The sequence below is a fragment of the Massilia terrae genome, from assembly GCF_024753145.1.
Lineage (GTDB): Bacteria > Pseudomonadota > Gammaproteobacteria > Burkholderiales > Burkholderiaceae_D > Telluria > Telluria terrae.
Window position 1 is genome coordinate 241,186 of record NZ_JANUGU010000002.1, and the last position, 24,209, is coordinate 265,394.

The following is a 24,209-nucleotide window of genomic DNA, read 5'->3' on the forward strand; positions in this document are numbered from 1 at the left end:
TGTGTCAGATGCGCGGGCGCGCCGCTGGGGGGCGCGGTAAAATACGGGGTTTGAAGCGTCGACACCGAACATCGCCATGCACATCAACCCCGAACGCAGCACCCGTCCCGACTACGACCTGCTGGTGCGCCAGGTCGCCAGCGTCCTCGAAGGCGAGACCTCGCTGGTCGCCAACGCCTCGCAGTTTTCCGCGCTGGTCTACGACACCCTCGCGGACCTGAACTGGGCGGGTTTCTACCTGACCGTTCCGGGCAAGAGCGGCCGTGAACAGGACCTGCTGGTCGGCCCGTTCCAGGGCAAACCGGCCTGCGCGCGCATCCCGTTCGGGCGCGGCGTATGCGGCACCTCGGCCGCGGAGCGCCGCACCATCGTGGTCGCCGACGTGCACGAATTCCCGGGCCATATCGCCTGCGATTCGGCGTCGAACTCGGAGATCGTCATCCCGCTGATCAAAAACGGCAAGGTGATCGGCGTGTTCGACATCGACAGCCCTTCCCTCAAGCGCTTCTCGGAAGAAGACCGCGCCGGCCTTGAAGCGATGCTGAAAGCCTTCCTCGACGCGACCGACTGCTGATTCAGAATTCAACCCACCACTCCGATCATGAACCAACTCGAACAGCTCAAGCAGTACACCACCGTGGTTGCCGACACCGGCGACTTCCAGTCGATCAAGGCCTACGCGCCGCAGGACGCGACCACCAACCCGTCGCTGATCCTGAAGGCCGTGCAGAAGCCGGAATACCGACCGCTGCTGGAAAAGACCATCGCCGATAATCCGAAGGCGTCGACCGGCGAGATCATCGACCGCCTGCTGATCGCGTTCGGCACCGAGATCCTGAAATTCGTGCCGGGCCGCGTGTCGACCGAGATCGACGCCGCCCTGTCCTTCGACACCGAAGCCACCGTGGCCAAGGGCCTGGAGCTGATCGCGCTGTACGAGGCGGCCGGCATCGACCGCAAGCGCGTGCTGATCAAGATCGCGTCGACCTGGGAAGGCATCCGCGCCGCTGAAATCCTGGAGCGCGAAGGCATCCGCTGCAACCTCACGCTGCTGTTCTCGCTGTGCCAGGCGATCGCCTGCGCGGAAGCGAAGGTGCAGCTGATTTCGCCGTTCGTCGGCCGCATCTACGACTGGTACAAGAAGTCGACCGGCAATGAGTACACCGGCGCCGACGATCCGGGCGTGCAGTCGGTGAAGCGTATTTACCAGTACTACCGCAAGTTCGGCTACAAGACCGAGGTGATGGGCGCGAGCTTCCGCAACACCTCGCAAATCCTCGAACTGGCCGGCTGCGACCTGCTGACCATTTCGCCGGACCTGTTGCAGAAGCTGGCCGATACCGAAGGCACCGTCGAGCGCAAGCTGACCGCGGATGCGGGCGCAGACGTCCAGAAGATCGCGATGGACGAGAAGACCTTCCGCTTCATGCTGAATGAAGATGCGATGGGTACCGAGAAGCTGGCCGAAGGCATTCGCGCGTTCTGCGCGGATTCGAACAAGCTGAAACAGATGATCGAGTCGATGCGCTGATCGCGCGACTAGCTCACGCTTTCACCGCTTACCTAAAAGCCGTCGTCCCGGCGAAGGCCGGGACCCATGCTGAGTGTGCTTTTCGACTGCGCACGCGTTCTATGGGTCCCGGCCTTCGCCGGGACGACGTATTTGGGGGTAGCTATTTAATGCTCACGCCCGCAAGCCACTGATCTGCGCATCGATCGCCTGCGCGCCGACCTCCAGCAGATCGAACGACGCCGGATCGAACAGCCAGTTGCGGATCAGGCCCTCCTCCAGCGACCACATCCCCAGCGCCGCCGCGCGCGGATTGACGTCTGCCCGCACCGTCCCCAGCGCGATCGCGCGCTTGATGCGCTCCTCGAAACGCGCCTTCCAGCTTTGCATGCTGTCGTGCCGGCGCAGCCGCGCCGCGTCCAGCTCGCCCACGATCTCCATCTTCAGCGACGCAATCTCGAACACGCGCCGGGCGCGCTCGTCCTCCACAGTGACGCGCAGGCCAGCCATCATGTGCTCGCGCAGGTCGCGCAGCGGATCGCTGCCGTCCATCTCCCCCAGCGCCATTTCCAGCGGCATTACGACGCGCTCGATCATCGCGTTGAAGAGGGCGACTTTGTCGTCGAAATGCCAATAAATGGCCCCGCGCGTCACGCCGGCCGCGGTTGCTATATGCTGCAAGGTTGTACGCGAAACGCCATGTTCAGCAAACAACTGCTCCGCAGCGTCGAGAATGCGGTCGCGGGTCGCTGCCGCTTCTTCTTTGGTCCTGCGGGCCATGCCTACCTCAAAAAGTTAGGGTCCAAAACACTAAACATACATTCGTGATAGTATCTCGAAAATTTTACAAAAGCCAGTGACACGGCCTCAGTGGGACCACAAAACCCGGTGGGGGAATGGATGTCACGTAACTCCTGAAGGAAGCAAACGTAATGCGCTCTGCCAACTCCTCCAACCTTTCCCTGACCCGGGTCGCAGTGGCCACCCTGGCCGCGCTGGCCCTGTTGTCGGCCTGCGGCAAGAAGGACGCCGCTGCCGGCCCTGGCGCCGGTGGCCACATGCCGCCGCCGGAAGTCGGCGTCATCACCACCAAGTCCCAGCAGGTCGCGCTGCAGACCGAGCTGCCGGCGCGCGTGGACGCCTTCCGCGTGGCCCAGGTGCGCGCCCGCGTCAATGGCGTGGTGCTCAAGCGCCTGTTCACCGAAGGTAGCGAGGTCAAGCAGGGCCAGTCGCTGTTCCAGATCGATCCGGAGCCCTACCTGGCCCAGGTCAACAGCGCCAAGGCCGCCGTCGGCAAGGCCGAAGCCAGCGTGGCCTCGGCCACTGCCCTGTCGGAGCGCTACAAGCCGCTGGTCGCCACCGAGGCCATCAGCAAGCAGGAATATACCAACGCCGTCGCCGCCCAGAAGCAGGCGGAATCCGACCTGGCCTCGGCCAAGGCGGCCCAGCGCATCGCGCAAATCAATTATGACTACAGCAACGTCTATGCGCCGATCTCCGGCCGCATCGGCCGCGCCTTGGTCACCGAAGGCGCGCTGGTGTCGGCCACCGAGGCCACCCAGCTGGCCCTGGTCCAGCAGCTCGACAAGGTGTACCTGAACATCACCCAGTCGGCCAGCGACCTGCAGCGCCTGCGCCACCAGGCCGGCGCCCGCAACATCTCCAACGGCCTGCCGGTGTCCGTGGTGCTGGACGACGGCAGCGTGCTGCCGCGCCAGGGCCGCCTGCTGTTCTCGGACGTGACCGTCGACCCCAGCACCGGCCAGGTAACCCTGCGCGCCGAGATGGACAACCCGGACCGCGCCCTGCTGCCGGGCCAGTACGTGCGCGTGCGCCTGGCCCAGGCCGAGCTGCCGAACGGTATCCTGGTGCCGCAGCAAGCCGTCACCCGCGGCGGCCAGCAAGGCGATACCCTGATGGTGATCGGCGCCGACAACAAGCCGGCCCAGCGCACCATTAAGATCGGCTCGCAGGACGGTCCGAACTGGGTTGTCACCGATGGCCTCAAAGCCGGAGAAAAGGTGATGGTCGACGGCTTCCAGAAGATTGCGATGATGCCGCCTGGCACGCCGGTCAAGCCGGTGCCGTGGACTCCGGTGGCCGACAACGCTCCCGCCGCCGCCGCTGCCGCCGCGTCCCGCTAAGCAACGCAAGGATTTTTCATGGCACGTTTTTTTATTGACCGCCCCATCTTCGCGTGGGTGATCGCACTATTCATCATGGTGCTGGGCGCCGTCGCGATCAAGCAGCTGCCGATCGCGCAGTACCCGACCGTGGCGCCGCCGACCATCGTGGTCTCGGTGGCCTACCCGGGCGCCTCGGCCCAGACCCTGGAAGACTCGGTGATCTCCGTCATCGAACGCGAGATCAACGGTTCGCCCGGCATGGTCTACATGGAATCGACCAGCCAGGCCAACGGCACCGGCTCGATTACCATCAGCTACAGCACCAACACCGACGCCGACCTGGCCCAGGTGGACGTCCAGAACCGCCTGTCGCGCGCCACCCCGCGCCTGCCGCAGGCGGTGGTGCAGCAGGGCGTGCGCGTGGACAAGGCGCGCGCCAACTTCCTGCTGTTTACCATCCTCTATTCGGACGACCCGAACACGGACCCGATCGCGCTCGGCGATTACGCCTCGCGCAATATCGTGCCTGAAATCCAGCGCCTCGACGGCGTCGGCCAGGCCCAGCTGTTCGGCACCGAGAAGGCGATGCGCATCTGGATCGACCCGGCCAAGCTGGTCGGCTACGGGCTGTCGCCGAATGACATCAACAACGCGATCCGCACCCAGAACGCCCAGGTGGCGTCGGGCACCATCGGCGACCTGCCGCTGGCGGCCGGCCAGCAGATGACCGCGACCGTGATCGTCACCGGCCAGCTCAGCACCGTTCAGCAGTTCGGCAACATCGTGCTGCGCGCCAACCCGGACGGCTCGACCGTGCGACTGAAGGACGTGGCCCGGATCGAGATCGGCGGCCAGGCCTACGCCACCACGGCGCGCCTGAACGGCCGCGCCGCGACCGGTATCGGCGTCCAGCTGTCGCCGACCGGTAACGCGCTGCAGACCGGAAAGCTGGTCAAGGAGCGCATGGAGGAGCTGCAGAAGTACTTCCCGAAAGGCATGCACTACGCGCTGCCCTACGACACCACCACCTTCGTCAACCTGTCGATCCGCCAGGTGGTCGAGACCCTGGTCGAAGCCGTGATCCTGGTGTTCCTGGTGATGTACCTGTTCCTGCAGAACTTCCGCTACACGGTGATCCCGACCATCGTGGTGCCGGTCGCCCTGCTCGGCTCGTTCGCCGCGCTGCTCGCGCTGGGCTTCTCGGTCAACGTGCTGACCATGTTCGGCATGGTGCTGGTGATCGGTATCGTGGTCGACGACGCCATCATCGTGGTCGAGAACGTCGAGCGCATCATGTCCGAGGAAGGCTTGCCGCCCTTGCAGGCGGCGCGCAAGGCGATGGGCCAGATCTCGGGCGCGATCATCGGCGTGACCGTGGTGCTGATCTCGGTGTTCGTGCCGCTGGCCTTCTTCGCCGGCGCGGTCGGCAACATCTACCGCCAGTTCTCGGCGGTGATGGTGTCCTCGATCGCGTTCTCGGCCTTCCTGGCGCTGTCGCTGACGCCGGCCCTGTGCGCCCACCTGCTGAAACCGGTCGAAGCCGGCCACCACCTGGAGAAGAAAGGCCTGTTCGGCTGGTTCAACCGCACCTTCTCGCGCTCGGCCAAGAACTACGAAGGCATCGTCGCGCGCCTGCTGCGCCGCGTCCCGCGCACCATGGTTGTGTTCGCGGTGGTGATCGCGGTGGTCGGCCTGCTGTTCGCCAGGTTGCCGACCTCCTTCCTGCCGAACGAAGACCAGGGCTACATCATCGCCAACATCCAGCTGCCGCCGGGCGCCACCGCCGAGCGCACCAGCGCCTCGCTGGACAAGGCCGAGAAGTTCATCCTGGCGCAGCCGGAAGTGAAGGACATGGTGGCCGTGACCGGCTTCTCGTTCTCCGGCCAGGGCCAGAACATGGGCCTGGGCTTCATCATCCTGAAGCCGTGGGACGAGCGCAAGGGCGCCGGCCATGACGCCCAGAGCGTGGCGGGCCGGATGACCGGCTACCTGATGGGCACCCTGCGCGACGCCTTCGTGTTCGTGATCAGCCCGCCGCCGATCCCCGAACTGGGCCGCGGCGCCGGCTTCTCGTTCCGCCTGCAGGACCGCGGTGGCCTCGGCCACAACGCCCTGCTGGCCGCGCGCAACCAGATGCTGGGCATGGCGATGCAGGACCCGATCCTGACCGGCATCCGTCCGGAAGGCCTGGAAGACGCGCCCCAACTGTCGCTCGACATCGATCGCGACAAGGCGCAGGCGCTGGGCGTGACTTTCGACGCCATCAACACCGCGATCTCGACCGCGCTGGGCTCGTCCTACGTGAACGACTTCCCGAACGCCGGCCGCCTGCAGCGCGTGATCGTGCAGTCCGAAGCCAAGGACCGCATGCAGCCGCAAGACCTGCTGCGCCTGAACGCGCTCAACAGCAAGGGCCAGCCGGTGCCGCTGTCGGCGTTCGCCAGCACGCACTGGGTCACCGGCCCGATGCAGACCACCCGCTACAACGGCTATCCGGCGATGAGCATCACCGGCGAACCGGCCCCGGGCCACTCCTCGGGCGAGGCGCTGGCCGAGATGGAGAAGCTGGCGGCCAAGCTGCCGGCCGGCTTCGCCTTCGAATGGACCGGCCAGTCGCGCGAGGAAATCCTGGCCGGCTCCACCGTGTTCGTGCTGATCGGCTTCTCGCTGCTGGCCGTGTTCCTGGCGCTGGCGGCGCTGTATGAAAGCTGGTCGATCCCGGTGTCGGTGCTGCTGGTGGTGCCGCTCGGCGTGCTGGGCGTGCTGCTGGCGGCCACCCTGCGCGGCCTGCCCAACGACGTCTATTTCAAGGTCGGCCTGATCACCGTCATCGGCCTGGGCGCGAAGAACGCGATCCTGATCATCGAGTTCGCCAAGGACCTGCAGGCGCAGGGCATGTCGGCGATCGATGCCGCGATCAAGGCCAGCCACCTGCGCTTCCGCCCGATCATCATGACCTCGATGGCGTTCATCCTCGGCGTGCTGCCGCTGGTGATCGCCTCCGGCGCCGGCGCCGCCTCGCAGCGCGCGATCGGCACCGGCGTGATGGGCGGCATGCTGGTGGCCACCGGCCTGGGCGTGTTCTTCGTGCCGGTGTTCTTCGTGGTCATCCGCAGGATCTTCAAAGGCAGCGAACGCCAACGCAAGAAGTACGCACACGAACAGGAAACCGGCCCCGTCGTCGAGGATAAAATCTGATGAAACAAATTAAACGACTCGTCACCCCGCTCGCCCTGGCGCTGGCCCTGGCCGGCTGCGTCAACCTGGCGCCCAAGTATGAACGCCCGGCCGCGCCGGTGGCCTCGAGCTTCCCGACCCTCGGCGGCAGCAACGCCAGCGGCAACGCGGTCGCCGCGCAGGCGCCGGCCACCATGGCGTGGCAGCAGTTCTTCACCGACGCCCGCCTTCAGCGCCTGATCGGCATCGCGCTGGCCAACAACCGCGACCTGCGCATCGCGGTCGCCAACATCGAGCAGGCACGCGCCAGCTACCAGATCCAGCGTTCGCAGCAGTTCCCGGCGGTGGGCGCCGCCGTCAATGGCAGCCAGTATGCCCACGACGTGCAGCCGAACACCTTCACGGCCGGCCTGGCCGTGTCCGCGTTCGAGCTCGACCTGTTCGGCCGCGTGCGCAACCTGTCGCAGTCCGCGCAGGCGCAGTTCTTCGCGGTCGAGGAAAACCGCAAGACCGCGCAGATCAGCCTGATCGCCTCGGTCGCCAGCACCTACCTGCAGGCGATGGCCGACGACGAGCAGCTGGCCCTGACCCGCGACACCCTGCGCACCCGCGAAGACACGCTGCGCCTGACCAAGCTGCGTTTCGATAACGGCGTCACCTCGCGCATCGATCTCGACAGCGCCCAATCGCTGGTCGACAACGCCCGCTACGTGATGCAGCAGCAGCTGCGCCAGCGCGCGCAGGACGACAACCTGCTCACGCTGTTGATTGGCCAGTCGATCCCGGTCGACCTGCCGCAGGGCGCCACGCTGGCCAGCACCAGCCTGCCCGACCTGCCGGCCGGCCTGCCCTCGGACCTGCTGGCCGAGCGCCCGGACGTGCGCGCGGCCGAGCAGCAGCTGATCGCGGCCAACGCCAACATCGGCGCGGCGCGCGCGGCCTACTTCCCGCGCATCGCCCTGACCGCGAGCGCGGGCAGCGCCAGCACCGCGCTGAGCGGCCTGTTCAGCGCCGGCCACTGGGGCTGGACCGCGGCCGAGAGCGTGACGATGCCGATCTTCGATTTCGGCCGTACCCGGGCCGGCGTCGATTCGGCCAAGGCCCAGCGCGATGCCGCCGTGGCGCAGTACGAGCGCTCGATCCAGACCGCGTTCCGCGAAGTGTCGGACGCGCTGGCCGGCCAGGCCACCTATACCGAGCAGCTGCGCGCTGCGCAGTCGGCGGCCAACACCGAGTCGAACCGCTTCAGCCTGTCCGAGCAGCGCTACAAGACCGGCGCCGCCAGCTACCTCGACCTGCTGGACGCGCAGCGTTCGCTGTTCTCGGCCCAGCTGACGGCGGTGCAGGCCAACCTGGCGCGCCTGCAGAACCAGGTCACCTTGTACCGCGTGCTGGGCGGCGGCTGGAGCGAGCCGCGCGCTTGAGTTGATGGCGCGGTGAGATAACACCGCGCTAGCAAAATGGGGTTCCCGCCTCCGTGGAAACGACGAGCTGAAAGATGCCGTCGTTCCGGCGCAGGCGGGAACCCCATTTGTCTTTTGCTTGCAATAACGCCAATCCTTGATGCGTTCTTGCAACATACTCCCACCCCACATCCCCATTCCCATTCCTATCCGGCATAATCGTTTGCGGACCACTCGTTCTCTACCACAAACCAACTATAAGTACATGAGACACTTCTTCCGCAATGCCCGCATCGGCACCCGCCTGACCCTCGGTTTCGGCCTGATCCTGATCCTGTCGATCGTCTCCACCACCTACGCGCTGATGCACGCGCGCGCCAACGTCGCGGCGATGGAACAGATGATGGACGCGCCGCTGGCCAAGGAACGCCTGGTGTCCGACCAGAAGACCCTGATCGCCAGCGCGATCTGGCGCACCTCGCTGATCGCGCGCTCGGCCGACGGCAACCTGGCCGTCACGTTCGCCGACGCGCAAGCCGAGGGCGTCAAGCTGGGCAACGCCAAGATGAAGCAGATCGAAGAGCTGCTGTCCTCGGATGAAGAAAAAGCCAAGTTCGCCGACATCACGGCCGAACGCGCCAAGTACCAGGCCGCCAAGGTGGCGGTGATGGATGCGAAGAAGGCCGGGAATATCGAGGAAGGCGAGCGCCTGTACAAGGAACGGTTCGAGCCGGCCGCCAAATCCTATCAAGGCAAGGTCGAGGACCTGCTGGTCATGCAGCGCAAGCAGATGGACGCCACCAGCCACGCGATATCGGCGGCCAACGCGCGCGACGCCCGCCTGTGCATCGCGCTGACGGTGCTGCTGATTGCGCTCGGCGGCGCCTGCGCCTTCCTCACCGCGCGCGGCATCACCGTGCCGCTGGCGCGCGCGGTCGATATCGCCGAGACGGTGGCCGCGGGCGACCTCAGCTCCGACTTCGAGGACGATGGCCAGCATGAACTGGGCCACCTGATGCGCGCCCTGCACACGATGAACGACGCGCTGGCCAGGGTGGTGTCCGAGGTGCAGTCGGGGACGCAGGCGATCGCCGGCGCCGCCAGCGAGATCGCCAGCGGCAACCTGGACCTGTCGGCGCGCACCGAGCAGCAGGCCAGCTCGCTGGAAGAAACCGCGTCGTCGATGGAAGAGATGACCGCGACCGTGCGCCACAACGCCGACAACGCCGGCCAGGCCAACCAGCTGGCGCAGGCTGCGTCCACGGTGGCGGCGCGCGGCGGCGACATTGTCGGCAAGGTGGTGCAGACCATGGATTCGATCGATGCCTCGTCGCGCAAGATCGTCGACATCATCTCGGTCATCGACGGCATCGCGTTCCAGACCAATATCCTCGCGCTGAACGCGGCGGTGGAAGCGGCGCGCGCCGGCGAGCAGGGGCGCGGCTTCGCGGTGGTGGCGTCCGAGGTGCGCAGCCTGGCGCAGCGCTCGGCCGCGGCGGCCAAGGAAATCAAACAGCTGATCGGCGATTCGGTCCAGCAGGTCAACGAGGGAAGCACGCTCGTGCAGCAGGCCGGCGCCACCATCAAGGACGTGGTCGAGAGCGTGGCGCGGGTGACCGACATCATCGCCGAGATCACCGAGGCCAGCCGCGAGCAGAGCGCCGGCATCGACCAGATCAACGAGGCGATCAACCAGATGGACCGCTCGACGCAGGAGAACGCCGCCCTGGTGGAAGAAGCCGCGGCCACGGCGGCCAGCATGCAGGAACAGGCGCAGCGCCTGTCCCAGGTGGTCGGCAGCTTCCGCCTCGCCGCGCATCACGCGACGCCCCCTGTCGCCGCCAGGGTCGCGACCCGCGCCATCGTCCCTGCTCCGGCACGCAAGCGCCCACCCCGCCCTGCCGCCGCCGAGCGCAAGGCACCGAAAGTCGCCGCCACCGCGGCAGCCGACTGGGAACAATTCTGATTCCGCTAGCACGTCGTCCCGACGAAGGTCGGGACCCATGCTGAGCCTCCAGCCACGCGCCTTCATCCAAAAAGTCAAAAAAATCACAAGCGTTGCTTTGCCGCAACGTACGTATTGTTGCCGAGTGGAATGATGCATAATCAAATGAAGTCGATTTGCATCATCTATATCACCTAAATCATGTTCGCCAGCCTCCAGAATCTCCGCATCGGTACCCGCCTCGCCCTCGGCTTCACCCTGATCCTCCTGCTGTCGATTATCGCCACCGCGCTAGCGCTGCGGGACGCGCGCAGCACCGTCGTGTCGCTACGCGCGATGATGTCCGCGCCGTTGGCCACCGAGCGCCTCACCTCGGACATGAAAACCCTCATCATCGCGGGCGTGTGGCGCACCACGATGGTGGCCCGCACCGAAGACGTCAACCTCGGCGTGACCTTCGCCAAGGAGATCGCGGATGGCGCCAAGGAAGGCGGCGCGACCATGAAAAGGATCCAGGCCAGCCTGACCACCGACGTCGAGAAGCAGGCGTTCGCCACGCTGAATGCCGCGCGCGACAAATACCAGGCCGCCAAGACCGCGGTGATCGAGGCCAAGAAGGCGGGCCAGATGGACGAGGCGCTGCGTCTGTACAACGATGTGTTCCAGCCCGCGACCAATACCTACAAGGCGCGCGTCGACGACCTGCTCGGCATTGAACGCAAGATCATGGACGATACGGCCGATCGCATCGAGGCGACCAACAACGCCGACACCCGCCTGTGCATCATCCTGTGCGTGCTGCTGGCCGCGCTCGGCGCGACCGGCGCCTGGCTGATCGCCCGCAGCATCACGCGGCCGCTGCGTTTTGCGCTGAAAGTCGCGCAGTCCGTGGCCGATGGCGACCTGACCACCAGGTTCAGGGAGCAGCCGCGCGACGAAGTGGGTGACCTGATGCGCGCGCTGCAGTCGATGAACGACGGCCTGGCCAAGCTGGTCGGCGAAGTCCAGACCGGCACCAACGCCATCGCCAATGCCTCCGGCGAAATCGCCAGCGGCAACCTGGACCTGTCCTCGCGCACCGAGCAGCAGGCCGGCGCGCTGGAAGAGACCGCGTCGTCGATGGAGGAACTGACTGCCACCGTGCGCCACAACGCCGACAACGCGGGCCAGGCCAACCAGCTGGCGCAGGCGGCATCCGGCGTGGCCGGACGCGGCGGCCAGATCGTCGGCAAGGTGGTCGAGACCATGGACTCGATCGATTCCTCGTCACGCAAGATCGTCGACATCATCGCGGTCATCGACGGCATCGCGTTCCAGACCAACATCCTCGCGCTCAACGCGGCGGTGGAAGCGGCGCGCGCGGGCGAACAGGGGCGCGGTTTCGCTGTCGTGGCATCGGAAGTGCGCAACCTGGCGCAGCGCTCGGCGGCGGCGGCCAAGGAGATCAAGCAGCTGATCGGGAATTCGGTGGACCAGGTCAACCTCGGCACGGAGCTGGTGCGCCAGGCCGGCGCCACGATCAAGGAAGTGGTCGACAGCGTGGCGCGCGTGACCGACATCATGGGCGAAATCACCGCCGCCAGCCGCGAACAGAGCGCCGGCATCGACCAGGTCAACGAAGCGATCACGCAGATGGACCGCTCGACGCAGGAAAACGCGGCGCTGGTGGAAGAAGCCGCGGCTGCGGCGGGCAGCCTGCAGGAACAGGCGGCACGGCTGGCGCAGGCGGCCAGCAGGTTCAGGCTTGCCGATGTCCCGGCCGAGACCCGTGCATTTGCGGCGCCGCGCCAGCAGAAGCGTGGGGCCGCGGCACCGAAGCGTGTCGCCGCCGCACCCCAGCCGGTGCGCGCCACGACCACGAAGCGCCGCGAGCCAGCAATGGCCACGGAAGAGTGGGAGCGTTTCTAGGCCCCTCCCCCAAAAAACCGTCGTCCCGGCGCAGGCCGGGACCCATGCTGACTTTCCGAAGTAGCAGGCGGTCAATAGGTCCCGGCCTGCGCCGGGACGACGGTCGATCATTTCCTGTGATTCTTTTTGCGTATCACAGAGGCCGAAATAATATATTAGACAAATCACAGGGATCTCAGGCACCCTAACACTCCCAGTACGTCCAACACGCCGAGGAGACCATGCCTACTTACCGTTCCCGCACCACCACCCAGGGCCGCAACATGGCCGGGGCCCGCGCCCTGTGGCGCGCCACCGGCATGAAGGACGGCGACTTCGAGAAACCGATCATCGCCGTGGTGAACTCCTTCACCCAGTTCGTCCCCGGCCACGTGCACCTGAAAGACCTCGGCCAGCTGGTCGCGCGCGAGATCGAAGCGTCCGGCGGCGTCGCCAAGGAATTCAACACCATCGCCGTCGACGACGGCATCGCGATGGGCCACGGCGGCATGCTGTACTCGCTGCCCTCGCGCGACCTGATCGCCGACTCGGTCGAGTACATGGTCAACGCCCACTGCGCCGACGCCATGGTCTGCATCTCCAACTGCGACAAGATCACCCCCGGCATGCTGATGGCTGCGATGCGCCTGAACATCCCGGTGGTGTTCGTGTCCGGCGGCCCGATGGAAGCGGGCAAAGTGGTCAAGGTCGTCAACAACGACAAGCAGATCATCAAGCTCGACCTGATCGACGCCATGATCAAGGCCGGCGACGCCTCGGTGTCCGACGCCGACGTGGCCGAAACCGAACGCTCGGCTTGCCCAACCTGCGGTTCCTGCTCCGGCATGTTCACCGCGAACTCGATGAACTGCCTGACCGAAGCGCTCGGCCTGTCCCTGCCCGGCAACGGCACTATCGTCGCCACCCACGCCGACCGCAAGGAGCTGTTCCTGCGCGCCGGCCGCCTGGTGGTGGAACTGGCCAAGCGCTATTACGAACAGGATGACGCATCGGTCCTTCCGCGCAACATCGCCACCAAGGCCGCGTTCGAAAACGCGATGGCGCTCGACGTGTCGATGGGCGGCTCGACCAACACCGTGCTGCACCTGCTGGCCGCCGCGCACGAGGCCCAGGTCGCGTTCACCATGGCCGACATCGACCGCATCTCGCGCAACGTGCCCTGCCTGTGCAAGGTCGCGCCGATGACCAACAAGTACCATATCGAAGACGTGCACCGCGCCGGCGGCATCATCTCGATCCTCGGCGAGCTGGCCCGCGCCGGCCTGCTGGACACCACGGTGCCGAGCGTGCACAGCCCCTCGCTGGCCGCCGCCATCGACAAGTACGACATCCGCCGCAGCGACGACCCGGCGGTGCACCAGCTGTTCCGCGCGGCGCCGGGCGGCGTGCCGACCCAGGTCGCGTTCTCGCAATCGGAACGCTACCAGGAAAACGACATCGACCGTGCCAACGGCTGCATCCGCGACCTTGAGCACGCGTACTCGAAGGACGGCGGCCTCGCGGTCCTGTACGGGAACATCGCCGAGAAGGGCTGCATCGTGAAGACGGCCGGTGTGGACGAGAGCATCCTCAAGTTCAGCGGCCGTGCGCGCGTGTTCGAGAGCCAGGACGCGGCGGTGGAAGCCATCCTCGGCGACCAGGTGCTTGCGGGCGACGTGGTCATCATCCGCTACGAAGGGCCGAAAGGCGGTCCGGGCATGCAGGAAATGCTGTATCCGACGTCGTACCTCAAGTCGAAGGGCCTGGGCAAGCAGTGCGCGCTGGTGACGGACGGACGCTTCTCGGGCGGCTCGTCTGGCCTGGTGATCGGGCACGCTTCGCCGGAAGCGGCGGAAGGCGGCGCGATCGGGCTGGTGCAGGAAGGCGACACGATCGACATCGACATCCCGGCGCGCACCATCGAGCTGCGCGTCAGCACCGAAGAACTGGCGCATCGCCGTGCGAAGATGGAAGAGAGCGAGCATCCGTGGCAGCCGGTGAGCCGCGAGCGCGTGGTGTCGCAGGCGCTGCAGGCGTATGCGGCGCTCACCACGTCGGCTGATCGCGGTGCGGTGCGGGACCTGGCGCAGCTGAAGCGCTGATCGCGGCCGTTCAAGCAAAATGGGGTTCCCGCGGCGGGAACCCCATTTCTCATGCAAACCAATAGCGCCGATTACTCGGCCAAAAACATCTCCTGCAAATCATTCAGGAACCGCTGCCCCAGCTGCGTCGGCCTGATGATCTTGTAATCCCGGTACAGCAGCCCCTTCCCTTCCGCTTCATTGAGCTGCTTCTCGATCGCGGTAATGCTCATCCCCGTGCGCTCGCCAAACAGGTTCGGATCGAAGCCTTCGGTCAGCCTGAGCGCATTGAGCATGAACTCGAATCCCATATCGCCGCGCGCGATCTCGTGTTCCTCCGCGACCGGATTCCCCGCGCGCGCCGCCTCCATGTACGAGCCAGGCTGCCTGAAGCGCGCCTGCCGCAGCACGCGGTGCGGGAACGAGATCTTCGAGTGAGCACCCGCGCCGATCCCGAGATAGTCGCCGAAGGTCCAGTAATTCAGGTTGTGCCGCGCACGCCGCCCCGGCTGCGCATAGGCCGACACCTCGTAATGCCCGAAGCCCGCGGCTGCCGTCATCTCCGCGATCATGTCCTGCATGTCCGCGCTCTCGTCGTCCGACGGCAGCGCCGGCGGGTACTTGGCGAACACCGTGTTCGGCTCCATCGTCAGGTGGTACAGCGACAGGTGCGGCGGCGCGAACGACAGCGCGGTCTCCAGGTCGAGCTTCGCTTCGGCCATCGTCTGCGACGGCAGCGCGTACATCAGGTCGAGGTTGAAGTTGTCGAAATTGGCCTGCGCAATCTCCACCGCGCGCCGCGCCTCGGCTTCGTCATGGATGCGGCCCAGCGCCTTCAGGTGCGCCGCGTTGAAGCTCTGGATGCCGATCGACAGCCGGTTCACGCCGCTCTCGCGGTAGGCGCGGAACTTGTCGGCCTCGAAGGTGCCGGGATTCGCTTCCATCGTGATCTCGGCGTCGAGGTCGAGCGGCAGCAAGGTGCGCACGTCCGACAGCAGCCGGTCCAGGCCCGCCGCCGACATCAGGCTCGGCGTGCCGCCGCCGATGAAGATGCTGCGGATCGGCCGGCCCCAGATCATCGGCAGCGACTGTTCCAGGTCCAGGCGCACCGCGTCGAGATATTCCTGCTCCGGCAGCGCGCCCTTCGCTTCATGCGAATTGAAGTCGCAGTACGGGCATTTGCGCACGCACCACGGGAAGTGGATGTACAGCGACAGCGGCGGCAGCGCGGTGAGGTTGAGCGTACCGGGCTGCAGGTACTGCAAGGCGGTGGTGGCGGGCGAGCGCGGCTCGGCGCGCTCGCTGACCGGTTTAATCGGGATCATCGCAGCTTCCCGACCAGCGCGCGCAGCGCCTGGCCGCGGTGGGAAATGGCGTTCTTCTCGCCGGACGCCAGTTCGGCCGCGGTCTTGCCGAGGTCCGCCAGCAGGAAGTAGGGGTCGTAGCCAAAGCCGCCCTCGCCGCGCGCCGTGTCGACGATCTCGCCGCGCCACACGCCGTCTGCGATCACCGGCTGCGGGTCGTCGGCATGGCGCACGTAGACCAGCACGCAGTAGTAGTAGGCCGATTTGTCCGCATGCGCGGCCAGGTCGGCGATCAGCTTGTCGTTGTTGCGCGCGTCCGATTTCGGCTCGCCCGCGTAGCGCGCCGAATACACGCCCGGGGCGCCCCCCAGCGCGTTCACGCACACGCCCGAGTCGTCCGCCAGCGCCGGCAGGCCGGTCAGCCTGGCGGCGTGGCGTGCCTTGGCCAGCGCGTTCTCGACGAAGGTGCCGAACGGCTCCTCGGCCTCGGGCACATCGAACTCGCCCTGCGGATGCAGCTCGAAGCCGATCGGCGCGAGCAGCTGGGCGAATTCCTTGAGTTTGCCGGCGTTGTTGGAGGCGAGGACGAGGCGTTGGGTCATGGCGGTCGTTGGTTCAGCGGGAAGGCCGACATTTTACCGCGTCCGCCCAAGCCGCGCCGCGGCGAGGCGCTACCGTCTGTCCCCGCAAAAATGCATTTTGTCGCGTGGCGATGGATGCGGACGCCCGCGAAACCTACAGTGACGGCAGTTCAACAAAAACAACGAGTGTGACCACTTATGAAACTCCGCCAGTTCACGCAGCAGTACCCGATCCTGAGCGCCACGCTGATCGCGGTGCTGCAATTCGGGATCACCTTCCTCATCCTCGCCGCCGGCAAGCAGTTCGCGCCGCCGCAGGCCTTCGGCAAGATCAAGCTGCTCGCGTTCGCGTCGACCGTGCTGCTGCCGATCCTGATGGTGCAAGCGCTCGGCATCTGGCGCGAGATCGGCCTCGGCGCCGGCAAGGCCTCGCCCTTCTTCCTCGCCTGCCTGCTGCCGGTGGCGATGTTCGCATCGATGGGCGTGCGCCTGCCGGCCGGCGGCGTGAGCGGCGACCTGCTGATCCAGCTGTTCAACGCCTTTGGCGAAGAGCTGCTGTTCCGTGGGGTGATCTTCGTGATCCTGCTGCGCCTCCCGCTCGCACAGGCCATCGTCATCAATGGCCTGCTGTTCGGCTCCATGCACCTGATGCACGGCTATATGGACGGGAACTGGCCGGCCGCCTTCAAGTGGGCGCTGATGAGCGCGATGGCGGGCATGATGTTCACCGCGGCGCGCTACCGCGTGGCAAGCCTGTGGTGGCTGGTCGGGCTGCACATGGTGCTGAACCTGGCGAGCATGTACTCGAACGTCGAGCCGGTGGCGGGGGCGCAGGTCAACCAGCTGGTGCAGTACGCGACCAAGGCGGTGGAGGTGGTGCTGGCGGTGTATGTGATGGTGACGGCGTATCGGCAAAAACCGGTGCACCAAATAGCCTGAAACGTCGTCCCGGCGGAGGCCGGGGCGACGGTCTTAAGGGAAGTTGTTAAAGGAGGCCGAGCGACTGCTTTTGGAGATGGATCAGCCGCGCGATGCCGTCCTGCCCCAGGTCCAGCAAGCGGTTCATGACAGCGCGGTCGAACGCCGCGCCTTCCGCCGTGCCCTGCACCTCGACGAAATGCCCGGCATCCGTCATCACGATATTCATGTCGGTGTCGCAGTCCGAATCCTCGACGTAATCGAGGTCGAGCACCGGCGTGCCGCGGTACACGCCGACCGAGATCGCGGCCACGAAGTGCTTCACCGGCACCGCCGCGATCACGCCGCGCTCCACCAGCTGCGAGAACGCGTCGTAAGCCGCCACCATCGCGCCGGTGATCGACGCGGTGCGGGTGCCGCCATCGGCCTGGATCACGTCGCAGTCCAGCTGCAGCGTGCGCTCGCCGAAGGCTTCGAGGTCGAACGCGGCGCGCAGCGAGCGGCCGATCAGGCGCTGGATCTCTTGCGTGCGCCCGCTCTGCTTGCCGCGCGCGGCTTCGCGGTCCATGCGTGAATGCGTCGAGCGCGGCAGCATGCCGTATTCGGCGGTCAGCCAGCCCTGCCCTTTCCCCTTCAGGAAGCCGGGCACCTTCTCGTCGATGCTGGCGGTGCAGATCACCTTGGTGTCGCCGCACTCGATCAGCACCGAACCCTCCGCATGACGGGTGTACTGGCGCGTCAGCCGGATGGCGCGCAGTTGGTCGACCGCGCGGCCGCTGGGACGAAATTCAAGGCTCATGGGGCGCTCTTGTCCTTGTCGGTCAGGACCTGCGACGACTTTTCGATCGCCTCGCGGATCTCGGCAATCGCCTTCTCGATCTCGTCCTCGTCGAAAGCATCGGCCGCCAATGCAGCGGCAGGCTCGGGATCGCCAATGATGGTGCTGGTGACCTGGTCGGCCGGCAGCATCAGGGTCGAGATCAGGTCGGAGTCGACACTGCCGTCGTCCGCGCCCTGGTACATGATCGCCAGCGCGGTGGTGTTGTCGGCCTTCGGGCCGGCCACTTCGAGCGCGGTGGAGATCATGTCCGGCACCGCCTGCACCACGGTCTGGTTGGCGAGGCGGCGCACGATGTCGTTATCCGGCAGCATGGACCACAGGCCGTCCGAGCACAGCATGATCACGTCGCCCGGCAGCAGGTTGGCCGGGCGCGACACTTCCACCTGCGGCGGCTGTTGCGCTCCCAGGCAGTTGTACAGCTTGTTGCGGTCCGGGTGGGTGGTGCGCTCGTATTCGGTGGCGCGGCCCTTGGCGATCAGGAATTCGATGTGCGAGTGATCGCGCGTGCGGCCCAGCAGCTTGTTCTGGCGCACCCAGTACAGGCGCGAGTCGCCGCAGTGCGCCCAGATCGCCATATTGTGCTGGATCAGGCAGGCCACCACGGTGGTGCGCGGCGCGTCCGGCAGCTGGTTCAGGGTGCTGTAGCGGATGATGTCGTTGTGCGCCTTGAGCAGCGCGTCTTCGAGGAAGCGCTCGGGCTTCTTGATGAACGGCGTCGCGTGCGACTGGAACAGGTGCGACAGCGCCTGCAGCGCGATGGTGGCGGCGATCTCGCCGCCCTTGTGGCCGCCCATGCCGTCGGCCAGCGCCAGCAGCAGCGCGTCGCGCGTGTAGCTATAGCCCATCCGGTCCTGGTTGACGCGGCGCGCGCCTAGTTCACTCTTCTGGTACACCGAGAACTGCATACTTTTCCCAATCTTTTTATTTACTGCGCATCATGACGGCGCCAATCCGGTTCAACCACGCGCGCCAGCCGGCGCTGGCGGCCTGTACTTTTTCCTGCTGCTGCTCGCGGGCCAGCTGGCGCGCCGCGGTGGCAGCCGGCAGCGCCGCCGTCAGCGTCTTCTGGATCGCGAACACGCTTTGCATGCGCGCCATCGGGTCGATCGCCAGGCAGGCCCGCACCATGCCGACCAGTTCAGCCGAGTAGGAACGTTCGAGCTGGGCGAAGCGTGCCTCCATCGTATCTTCTTTCTTGCGCAAATTGGCAGGTTGCGGCGGCCCGCCCGCCATGCATGCGAAGATCGAGGCGCCGATGCTGTAGATATCCGACCACGGCCCCAGCGGCGAGCCCTTGGCGTACAGCTCCGGCGGCGCATAGCCCGGCGTGTACATCGGCGCCAGCAGCGGCGAATCGACGTTGATGGTCTGGCGCGCCGCGCCGAAGTCGAGCAGCAGCGGCGTGCCGTCGGTCCGGATGTAGATGTTGGCCGGCTTCAGGTCCAGGTGCAGCAGCTTGTTGGCATGCACTTCGCGCAGGCCCGAGCACACGCCGATGAACAGCAGGCAGAGCGCCTCTTCCGACAGGCGGCTGCCCTTGGCCTGCACGCGCGAGATGCGTTCCTGCAGCGTGTGGCCGGATTCGTAGGCCATCACCATGTAGACCGTTTCGTGCGCCTTGAAGAAGTTCACGACGCGAACCACGTTCGGGTGGACGATGCGCGCGAGCGCCCGCCCTTCCTCGAAGAAGCACTTGAGTCCGATGCGGAAGATCGGCAGGTTTCCCTTTTCGATCGACGGCACCATTTCACCCGGCTGACGAAGCGCCAGCGCGCTTGGCAGGTATTCTTTAATGGCTACAGCATTGCCCTCGCCGTCATATGCAAGATATACAATACTGAACCCGCCGGACGCAATTTTCTTTACAATGCGATATCCGGCAATGTCGAGCCCATCGGGCAACGGTGCGTTATTTTGTGCGGCCATCCACGGGTTCCTTGCGTAACACGACGATTGTGTGGATAAATCTGTTCTTTGTAAAGAATAAAAACCGGGGAATCCATTGAGCATCTCTAGCATGACAGGTTATGCGGTTGCCACCAGCGAAGGCGCGGCGGGCACCCTCACGATCGAAATCAAGAGCGTCAACTCGCGTTTTCTTGACTTGCAGTTCCGGATCAACGACGACTTGCGGGCGCTGGAGCCCGACCTGCGCACCGCGATCATGGCCGCGATCTCGCGCGGCAAAGTCGAGGTCCGGGTGTCGTTCGGCCGCAAGGTCGCCGGCGGCGCGCAAGTGCTCAACCAGGAATTGCTGGCCGACCTGGCCAAGCTGCAGGCCGAAGTCGCCGGCCATTTCGCCACCGCCCCGCAGATGACGGTGGCCGAGCTGCTGCGCTGGCCCGGCGTGATCGAGGAATCGCACATCGGCCAGGAATCGCTGCAATCGGACGTCGCTGCACTCACCACCAAGACCATCGCCGCCTTCGTCGAAAGCCGCAAGCGCGAAGGCGCGGCGCTGGAACAGATGCTGCTGTCGCGCATCGATGCGATGGAAGACATCGTCAAGCGCATCACGCCGCTGATCCCGCAGGTGATCGCGCAGTTCCAGCAGAAGGCGGTCGAGCGCATGCAGGATGCGTTGGGGCTGGCCGGGCACGGCAATCCGCAGGCGCTGTCGCGCCAGGAAGTGTTCGAGCGCATTCGCCAGGAAGTGACCTTGTACGGCATCCGCATCGACGTGTCGGAGGAGCTGTCGCGGCTGTCCGCGCACCTGAACGAAACCCGCCACATCCTCAAGAAAGGCGGCCAGGTCGGCAAGCGGCTCGACTTCATGATGCAGGAACTGAACCGCGAGGCGAATACGCTGGGTGCAAAGGCGTCGGTGAAAGAGCTGGCGGATGCGTCGATGGAGCTCAAGCTGCTGATCGAGCAGATGCGCGAGCAGGTGCAGAATTTGGAGTAAAAGCCACATCACGAACGTCGTTCCCGCGAAAGCGGGAACCCCATTTTGCTAGCAGTTCGGTTACGCATAAAAATGGGATTCCCGCTTTCGCGGGAATGACGGTGGGCTTAGTGGAGCGGTAACCGTAAAATTTAGCTTCAACCCGTCGTTCCGGCGCAGGCCGGAACCCATGCTGAGCGTCCTGTCACGCGGTCTATGGGTTCCGGCCTGCGCCGGAACGACGGCTTTGGGGCTGGTGGAAAATAATTGGCACCAGCTCAAGACATAGTGTTAAGGAATCAACCATGCCCATCTCCCCCGCCCCCGCCTACTCCGGCAGCCTGTTCATCGTCGCCGCGCCCTCCGGCGCCGGCAAGTCGACGCTGGTGAATGCGCTGCTCGCGCTGGAGCCGGGCATCAAGCTGTCGATCTCGACCACCACACGCCCGCCGCGCCCGGGCGAGCAGGATGGCCGCGAATACTTCTTCACCACCGCCGACGATTTCGTCGCGCGCGCCGAACGCGGCGAGTTCCTGGAATGGGCCGAGGTGCACGGCAACTACTACGGCACCAGCCGCCTGACCGTGGAAAAGGAAATGAAGACCGGCACCGACATCCTGCTCGAAATCGACTGGCAGGGCGCGCGCCAGGTGAAGAAGCAGTTCCCGGACGCGGCCGGCATCTTCATCCTGCCGCCGTCGATCGCGGCGCTGGAGGAGCGCCTGCACAAGCGCGGCACCGACGAGCCGCACATCATCACCCGGCGCCTGCTGGCCGCCGGCGGCGAGATGGCTCACGCTCCTGAGTTCGAGTATGCTATCATCAACGAAGAGTTCAACGTCGCCTTGGCCGAGCTGCAGGCGATTGTCAAAGCGACACGTTGCCGGTTCCCCCAACAGGCCGCCCGCAACACTTCGCTTTTTGCCCAGCTGGGTATCCACGCGCAACAAAAATCGTGAACCGCACGCGCCGCACGGCACGCGCATCCATCGTTATTCAGGAGTGACTACACATGGCCCGCATTACCATTGAAGATTGCCTCAAAGCCGTCCCGAACCGCTTCCAGCTGACCCTGGCGGCGACCTACCGCGCGCGCCAACTGCTGCAAGGCCACACCCCGAAGGTCGACGCCAAGGACAAGCCGACCGTGCTGGCCCTGCGCGAAATCGCCGCGGGCAAGGTCGGCCTGGAAATGCTGAAAAAGGTGCCGATGTAAGTCCCACACCGGGGGGAGTCAGTCCGTAATTCTGTTATTCTGTTCGCACAAGGGCTGAACGACACTTTATGAACCTGACCACCCCGGACTCGACGCAAGCAGGCAACAAGACCCGGGCGCGGCGCCCGGCGTCCGCGCCGGAACCGCAGGACACGCCGCCCGGCGTGGCCACCGTCACCGGGCTGATCAACAAGCTCAGCCAATACCTCACCCCCGCCGAACTCAAGAAGGTCAAGGAAGCCTACCGCTTCTCCGACGAAAAGCACCTCGGCCAGCTGCGCAAATCCGGCGAACCCTACATCTCGCACCCGATCGCGGTCGCTGAAATCTGCGCCGACTGGAAGCTGGACGCGCAAGCCATCATGGCCGCGCTGCTGCACGACGTCATCGAAGACCAGGACGTCAAGAAAGACGAGCTCATCGAGCGCTTCGGCCCGCAGGTGGCGAACCTGGTCGACGGCCTGTCCAAGCTCGAGAAAATCGAATTCCAGAGCCTGGTCGAGGCGCAGGCCGAAAACTTCCGCAAGATGCTGCTGGCCATGGCCAGCGACGTGCGCGTCATCCTGATCAAGCTGGCCGACCGCCTGCACAATATGCGCACGCTCGGCTTCATGACCCAGGCCAAGAAGCGCCGCATCGCCTCCGAGACGATGGAAGTATACGTGCCGATCGCGCACCGGCTCGGCCTGAACGACATCTACCGCGAGCTGCAGGACCTGTCGTTCTCGCACCTGTACCCGATGCGCTACCGCACGCTGGCCAAGGCGGTGAAGGCGGCGCGCGGCAACCGGCGCGAGGTGGTCAAGAAAATCCTCGAGGCGGTCAAGAACACGCTGGCCGCGGCCGGGCTGCCGGCCGAAGTCTACGGCCGCGAAAAGACCCTGTACGGCATCTATAAAAAGATGCGCAACAAACACCTGTCGTTCTCGCAGGTGCTGGACGTGTACGGCTTCCGCGTGGTGCTCGACACCGTGCCCAACTGCTACGTGGCCCTGGGCGCGCTGCACGGCCTGTACAAGCCGATGCCGGGCAAGTTCAAGGACTACATCGCGATCCGCAAGATCAATGGCTACCAGTCGCTGCATACCACCCTGATCGGCCCCTACGGCACGCCGGTGGAGTTCCAGATCCGCACCCAGGAAATGCACCGCACCGCCGAATCGGGCGTGGCCGCGCACTGGCTGTACAAGAACGGCGACGCCAACATCAGCGACCTGCAGCAGCGCACCCACGCGTGGCTGCAGTCGCTGCTCGACATCCAGCAGCAGACCGGCGACTCGGCCGAATTCCTGGAGCACGTCAAGGTCGACCTGTTCCCGGATTCGGTGTACGTGTTCACGCCGAAGTCCAAGATCATCGCCCTGCCGCGCGGCGCCACCGCGCTCGACTTCGCGTATTCGATCCACACCGGCATCGGCGACCACACGGTGGGCGTCAAGATCAACCACGAGCCGCAGCCGCTGCGCACCGAGCTGCACAACGGCGACATCGTCGAGATCGTCACCGACACGGAGTCGCGGCCGAGCCCGACCTGGCTGTCCTTCGTCCGCACCGGCAAGGCGCGTTCCGCGATCCGCCACCACCTGCGCACGATCAACCTGAACGAATCGGTGGAGCTGGGACAGGAACTGCTGGCGCAGTCGCTCGGGCACCTGGGCATCTCGCCGGAGCTGCCGCCGGCCACCATCGAAAAGCTGCTGGGCGAATCGTCGGCCAAGTCGATGGATGAAATGTACGCCGACATCGGCATCGGCAAGCGCATGCCGGCGCTGGTCGCGCGCCACATCTTCGGGCTGATCGACGATACCGGCGCGCTGCCGGCGGCGCAGCCGGTGGCGGGCGGCGAGCTCGATCCGGTCACCATCTACGGCAGCGAAGGCGTGTCGGTGCAACTGGCGCCCTGTTGTCTTCCGATCCCGGGCGATTCGATCATCGGCCAGCTGCGGCGCGACCAGGGGCTGGTGGTGCACACCGCCGACTGTTCGCAAGCCAAGCGCCTGCGCATGAAGGAACCGGATCGCTGGATTCCGGTGCAGTGGGGAACCGAGCTGAACCGCCGCTTCGATTGCCGGATCCGGCTCCTGATCAACAACGAAAAAGGCATCCTCGCCCGCGTGGCGGCCGAGATCGGCGAGTCCGACGCCAACATCACTTATGTGGGCATGGACGAGGACGACCAGAACATGATGACCCAGCTGCGCTTCACGATCCAGGTCAAGGACCGCGTGCACCTGGCGCACCTGATCCGCAACCTGCGGCGCGTGGCCGGGGTGAACCGGGTGGAGCGGGAGCGGGCGTAAGAGCGGCCTCACCGTTACAACTTTCCCTCTGACCTA

19 protein-coding genes are annotated in these 24,209 nt (G+C 65.7%); 13 read left to right on the forward strand and 6 right to left on the reverse strand.

Annotated elements, in window-relative coordinates; genetic code table 11:
- Nucleotides 1-76: 76 nt before the first annotated feature.
- Nucleotides 77-574: a free L-methionine (R)-S-oxide reductase MsrC gene (gene msrC, locus NX778_RS08320; protein ID WP_258811255.1), complete on the forward strand. Its 498-nt coding sequence runs from the start codon at nt 77-79 to the stop codon at nt 572-574.
- A gap of 27 nt (nt 575-601) precedes the next feature.
- Nucleotides 602-1,531 carry a transaldolase gene (gene tal, locus NX778_RS08325; protein WP_258811256.1) on the forward strand — a complete coding sequence of 310 codons (930 nt, stop codon included), beginning with the start codon at nt 602-604 and terminating at the stop codon, nt 1,529-1,531.
- 153 nt (nt 1,532-1,684) lie between these two features.
- Here tal and NX778_RS08330 read toward each other — a convergent pair whose 3' ends face one another.
- Nucleotides 1,685-2,290 (reverse strand): TetR family transcriptional regulator, encoded by a 606-nt coding sequence (locus tag NX778_RS08330; protein ID WP_258811257.1) that lies wholly within the window; start codon nt 2,288-2,290, stop codon nt 1,685-1,687.
- A 152-nt stretch (nt 2,291-2,442) separates the two neighbouring features.
- Here NX778_RS08330 and NX778_RS08335 point away from each other — a divergent pair, with 152 nt between their 5' ends.
- From NX778_RS08335 to ilvD, 6 genes are all read left to right on the forward strand, one after another.
- On the forward strand, nt 2,443-3,654 hold the full coding sequence (locus NX778_RS08335) for an efflux RND transporter periplasmic adaptor subunit (RefSeq protein WP_258811258.1): 1,212 nt from the start codon (nt 2,443-2,445) through the stop codon (nt 3,652-3,654).
- Between the two features lie 18 nt (nt 3,655-3,672).
- Nucleotides 3,673-6,834 (forward strand): efflux RND transporter permease subunit, encoded by a 3,162-nt coding sequence (locus NX778_RS08340; RefSeq protein ID WP_258811259.1) that lies wholly within the window; start codon nt 3,673-3,675, stop codon nt 6,832-6,834.
- Nucleotides 6,834-8,237, forward strand: coding sequence for an efflux transporter outer membrane subunit (locus tag NX778_RS08345; RefSeq protein WP_258811260.1), 1,404 nt, complete (start codon nt 6,834-6,836; stop codon nt 8,235-8,237). Before NX778_RS08340 ends, NX778_RS08345 begins: the two co-directional genes overlap by 1 nt.
- Before the next feature lie 244 nt (nt 8,238-8,481).
- On the forward strand, nt 8,482-10,182 hold the full coding sequence (locus NX778_RS08350; RefSeq protein WP_258811261.1) for a methyl-accepting chemotaxis protein: 1,701 nt from the start codon (nt 8,482-8,484) through the stop codon (nt 10,180-10,182).
- A gap of 180 nt (nt 10,183-10,362) precedes the next feature.
- Nucleotides 10,363-12,069, forward strand: coding sequence for a methyl-accepting chemotaxis protein (locus NX778_RS08355; protein WP_258811262.1), 1,707 nt, complete (start codon nt 10,363-10,365; stop codon nt 12,067-12,069).
- A gap of 221 nt (nt 12,070-12,290) precedes the next feature.
- Nucleotides 12,291-14,150, forward strand: coding sequence for a dihydroxy-acid dehydratase (gene ilvD / locus NX778_RS08360; RefSeq protein ID WP_258811263.1), 1,860 nt, complete (start codon nt 12,291-12,293; stop codon nt 14,148-14,150).
- 71 nt (nt 14,151-14,221) lie between these two features.
- On the opposite strand, the gene hemW is transcribed toward ilvD, so the two are convergent.
- Together hemW and rdgB are read right to left on the reverse strand one after the other, a co-directional pair.
- Nucleotides 14,222-15,454 (reverse strand): radical SAM family heme chaperone HemW, encoded by a 1,233-nt coding sequence (gene hemW, locus NX778_RS08365; RefSeq protein ID WP_258811264.1) that lies wholly within the window; start codon nt 15,452-15,454, stop codon nt 14,222-14,224.
- Nucleotides 15,451-16,035 carry an RdgB/HAM1 family non-canonical purine NTP pyrophosphatase gene (gene rdgB / locus NX778_RS08370; RefSeq protein ID WP_258811265.1) on the reverse strand — a complete coding sequence of 195 codons (585 nt, stop codon included), beginning with the start codon at nt 16,033-16,035 and terminating at the stop codon, nt 15,451-15,453. The genes hemW and rdgB overlap by 4 nt, the downstream gene beginning before the upstream one ends.
- Before the next feature lie 177 nt (nt 16,036-16,212).
- On the opposite strand from rdgB, the gene NX778_RS08375 reads away from it, so the two are divergent.
- Nucleotides 16,213-16,953 carry a CPBP family intramembrane glutamic endopeptidase gene (locus tag NX778_RS08375; protein WP_258811266.1) on the forward strand — a complete coding sequence of 247 codons (741 nt, stop codon included), beginning with the start codon at nt 16,213-16,215 and terminating at the stop codon, nt 16,951-16,953.
- Between the two features lie 46 nt (nt 16,954-16,999).
- On the opposite strand, the gene rph is transcribed toward NX778_RS08375, so the two are convergent.
- The 3 genes from rph to NX778_RS08390 are packed head-to-tail and all read right to left on the reverse strand — an operon-like array spanning nt 17,000 to nt 19,699.
- Nucleotides 17,000-17,731 (reverse strand): ribonuclease PH, encoded by a 732-nt coding sequence (rph, locus tag NX778_RS08380; protein ID WP_258811267.1) that lies wholly within the window; start codon nt 17,729-17,731, stop codon nt 17,000-17,002.
- Nucleotides 17,728-18,678: a PP2C family protein-serine/threonine phosphatase gene (locus tag NX778_RS08385; RefSeq protein WP_258811268.1), complete on the reverse strand. Its 951-nt coding sequence runs from the start codon at nt 18,676-18,678 to the stop codon at nt 17,728-17,730. The genes rph and NX778_RS08385 overlap by 4 nt, the downstream gene beginning before the upstream one ends.
- A 16-nt stretch (nt 18,679-18,694) precedes the next feature.
- Entirely contained in the window at nt 18,695-19,699 is a 1,005-nt protein-coding gene (locus NX778_RS08390; RefSeq protein ID WP_258811269.1) for a serine/threonine-protein kinase, read from the reverse strand.
- A gap of 91 nt (nt 19,700-19,790) precedes the next feature.
- Between NX778_RS08390 and NX778_RS08395 the strand changes: the two genes are divergently transcribed.
- The 4 genes from NX778_RS08395 to NX778_RS08410 all read left to right on the forward strand — a co-directional run bounded on the left by NX778_RS08395 (nt 19,791) and on the right by NX778_RS08410 (nt 24,173).
- Nucleotides 19,791-20,678 (forward strand): YicC/YloC family endoribonuclease, encoded by an 888-nt coding sequence (locus NX778_RS08395; RefSeq protein WP_258811270.1) that lies wholly within the window; start codon nt 19,791-19,793, stop codon nt 20,676-20,678.
- 284 nt (nt 20,679-20,962) lie between these two features.
- On the forward strand, nt 20,963-21,616 hold the full coding sequence (gene gmk / locus NX778_RS08400; RefSeq protein ID WP_258811271.1) for a guanylate kinase: 654 nt from the start codon (nt 20,963-20,965) through the stop codon (nt 21,614-21,616).
- 53 nt (nt 21,617-21,669) lie between these two features.
- The gene (rpoZ, locus tag NX778_RS08405) at nt 21,670-21,873 is read left to right on the forward strand and encodes a DNA-directed RNA polymerase subunit omega (protein ID WP_258811272.1); all 204 of its coding nucleotides are present in this window, start codon (nt 21,670-21,672) and stop codon (nt 21,871-21,873) included.
- Between the two features lie 68 nt (nt 21,874-21,941).
- Nucleotides 21,942-24,173: a RelA/SpoT family protein gene (locus NX778_RS08410; RefSeq protein ID WP_258811273.1), complete on the forward strand. Its 2,232-nt coding sequence runs from the start codon at nt 21,942-21,944 to the stop codon at nt 24,171-24,173.
- Nucleotides 24,174-24,209 lie beyond the last annotated feature (36 nt).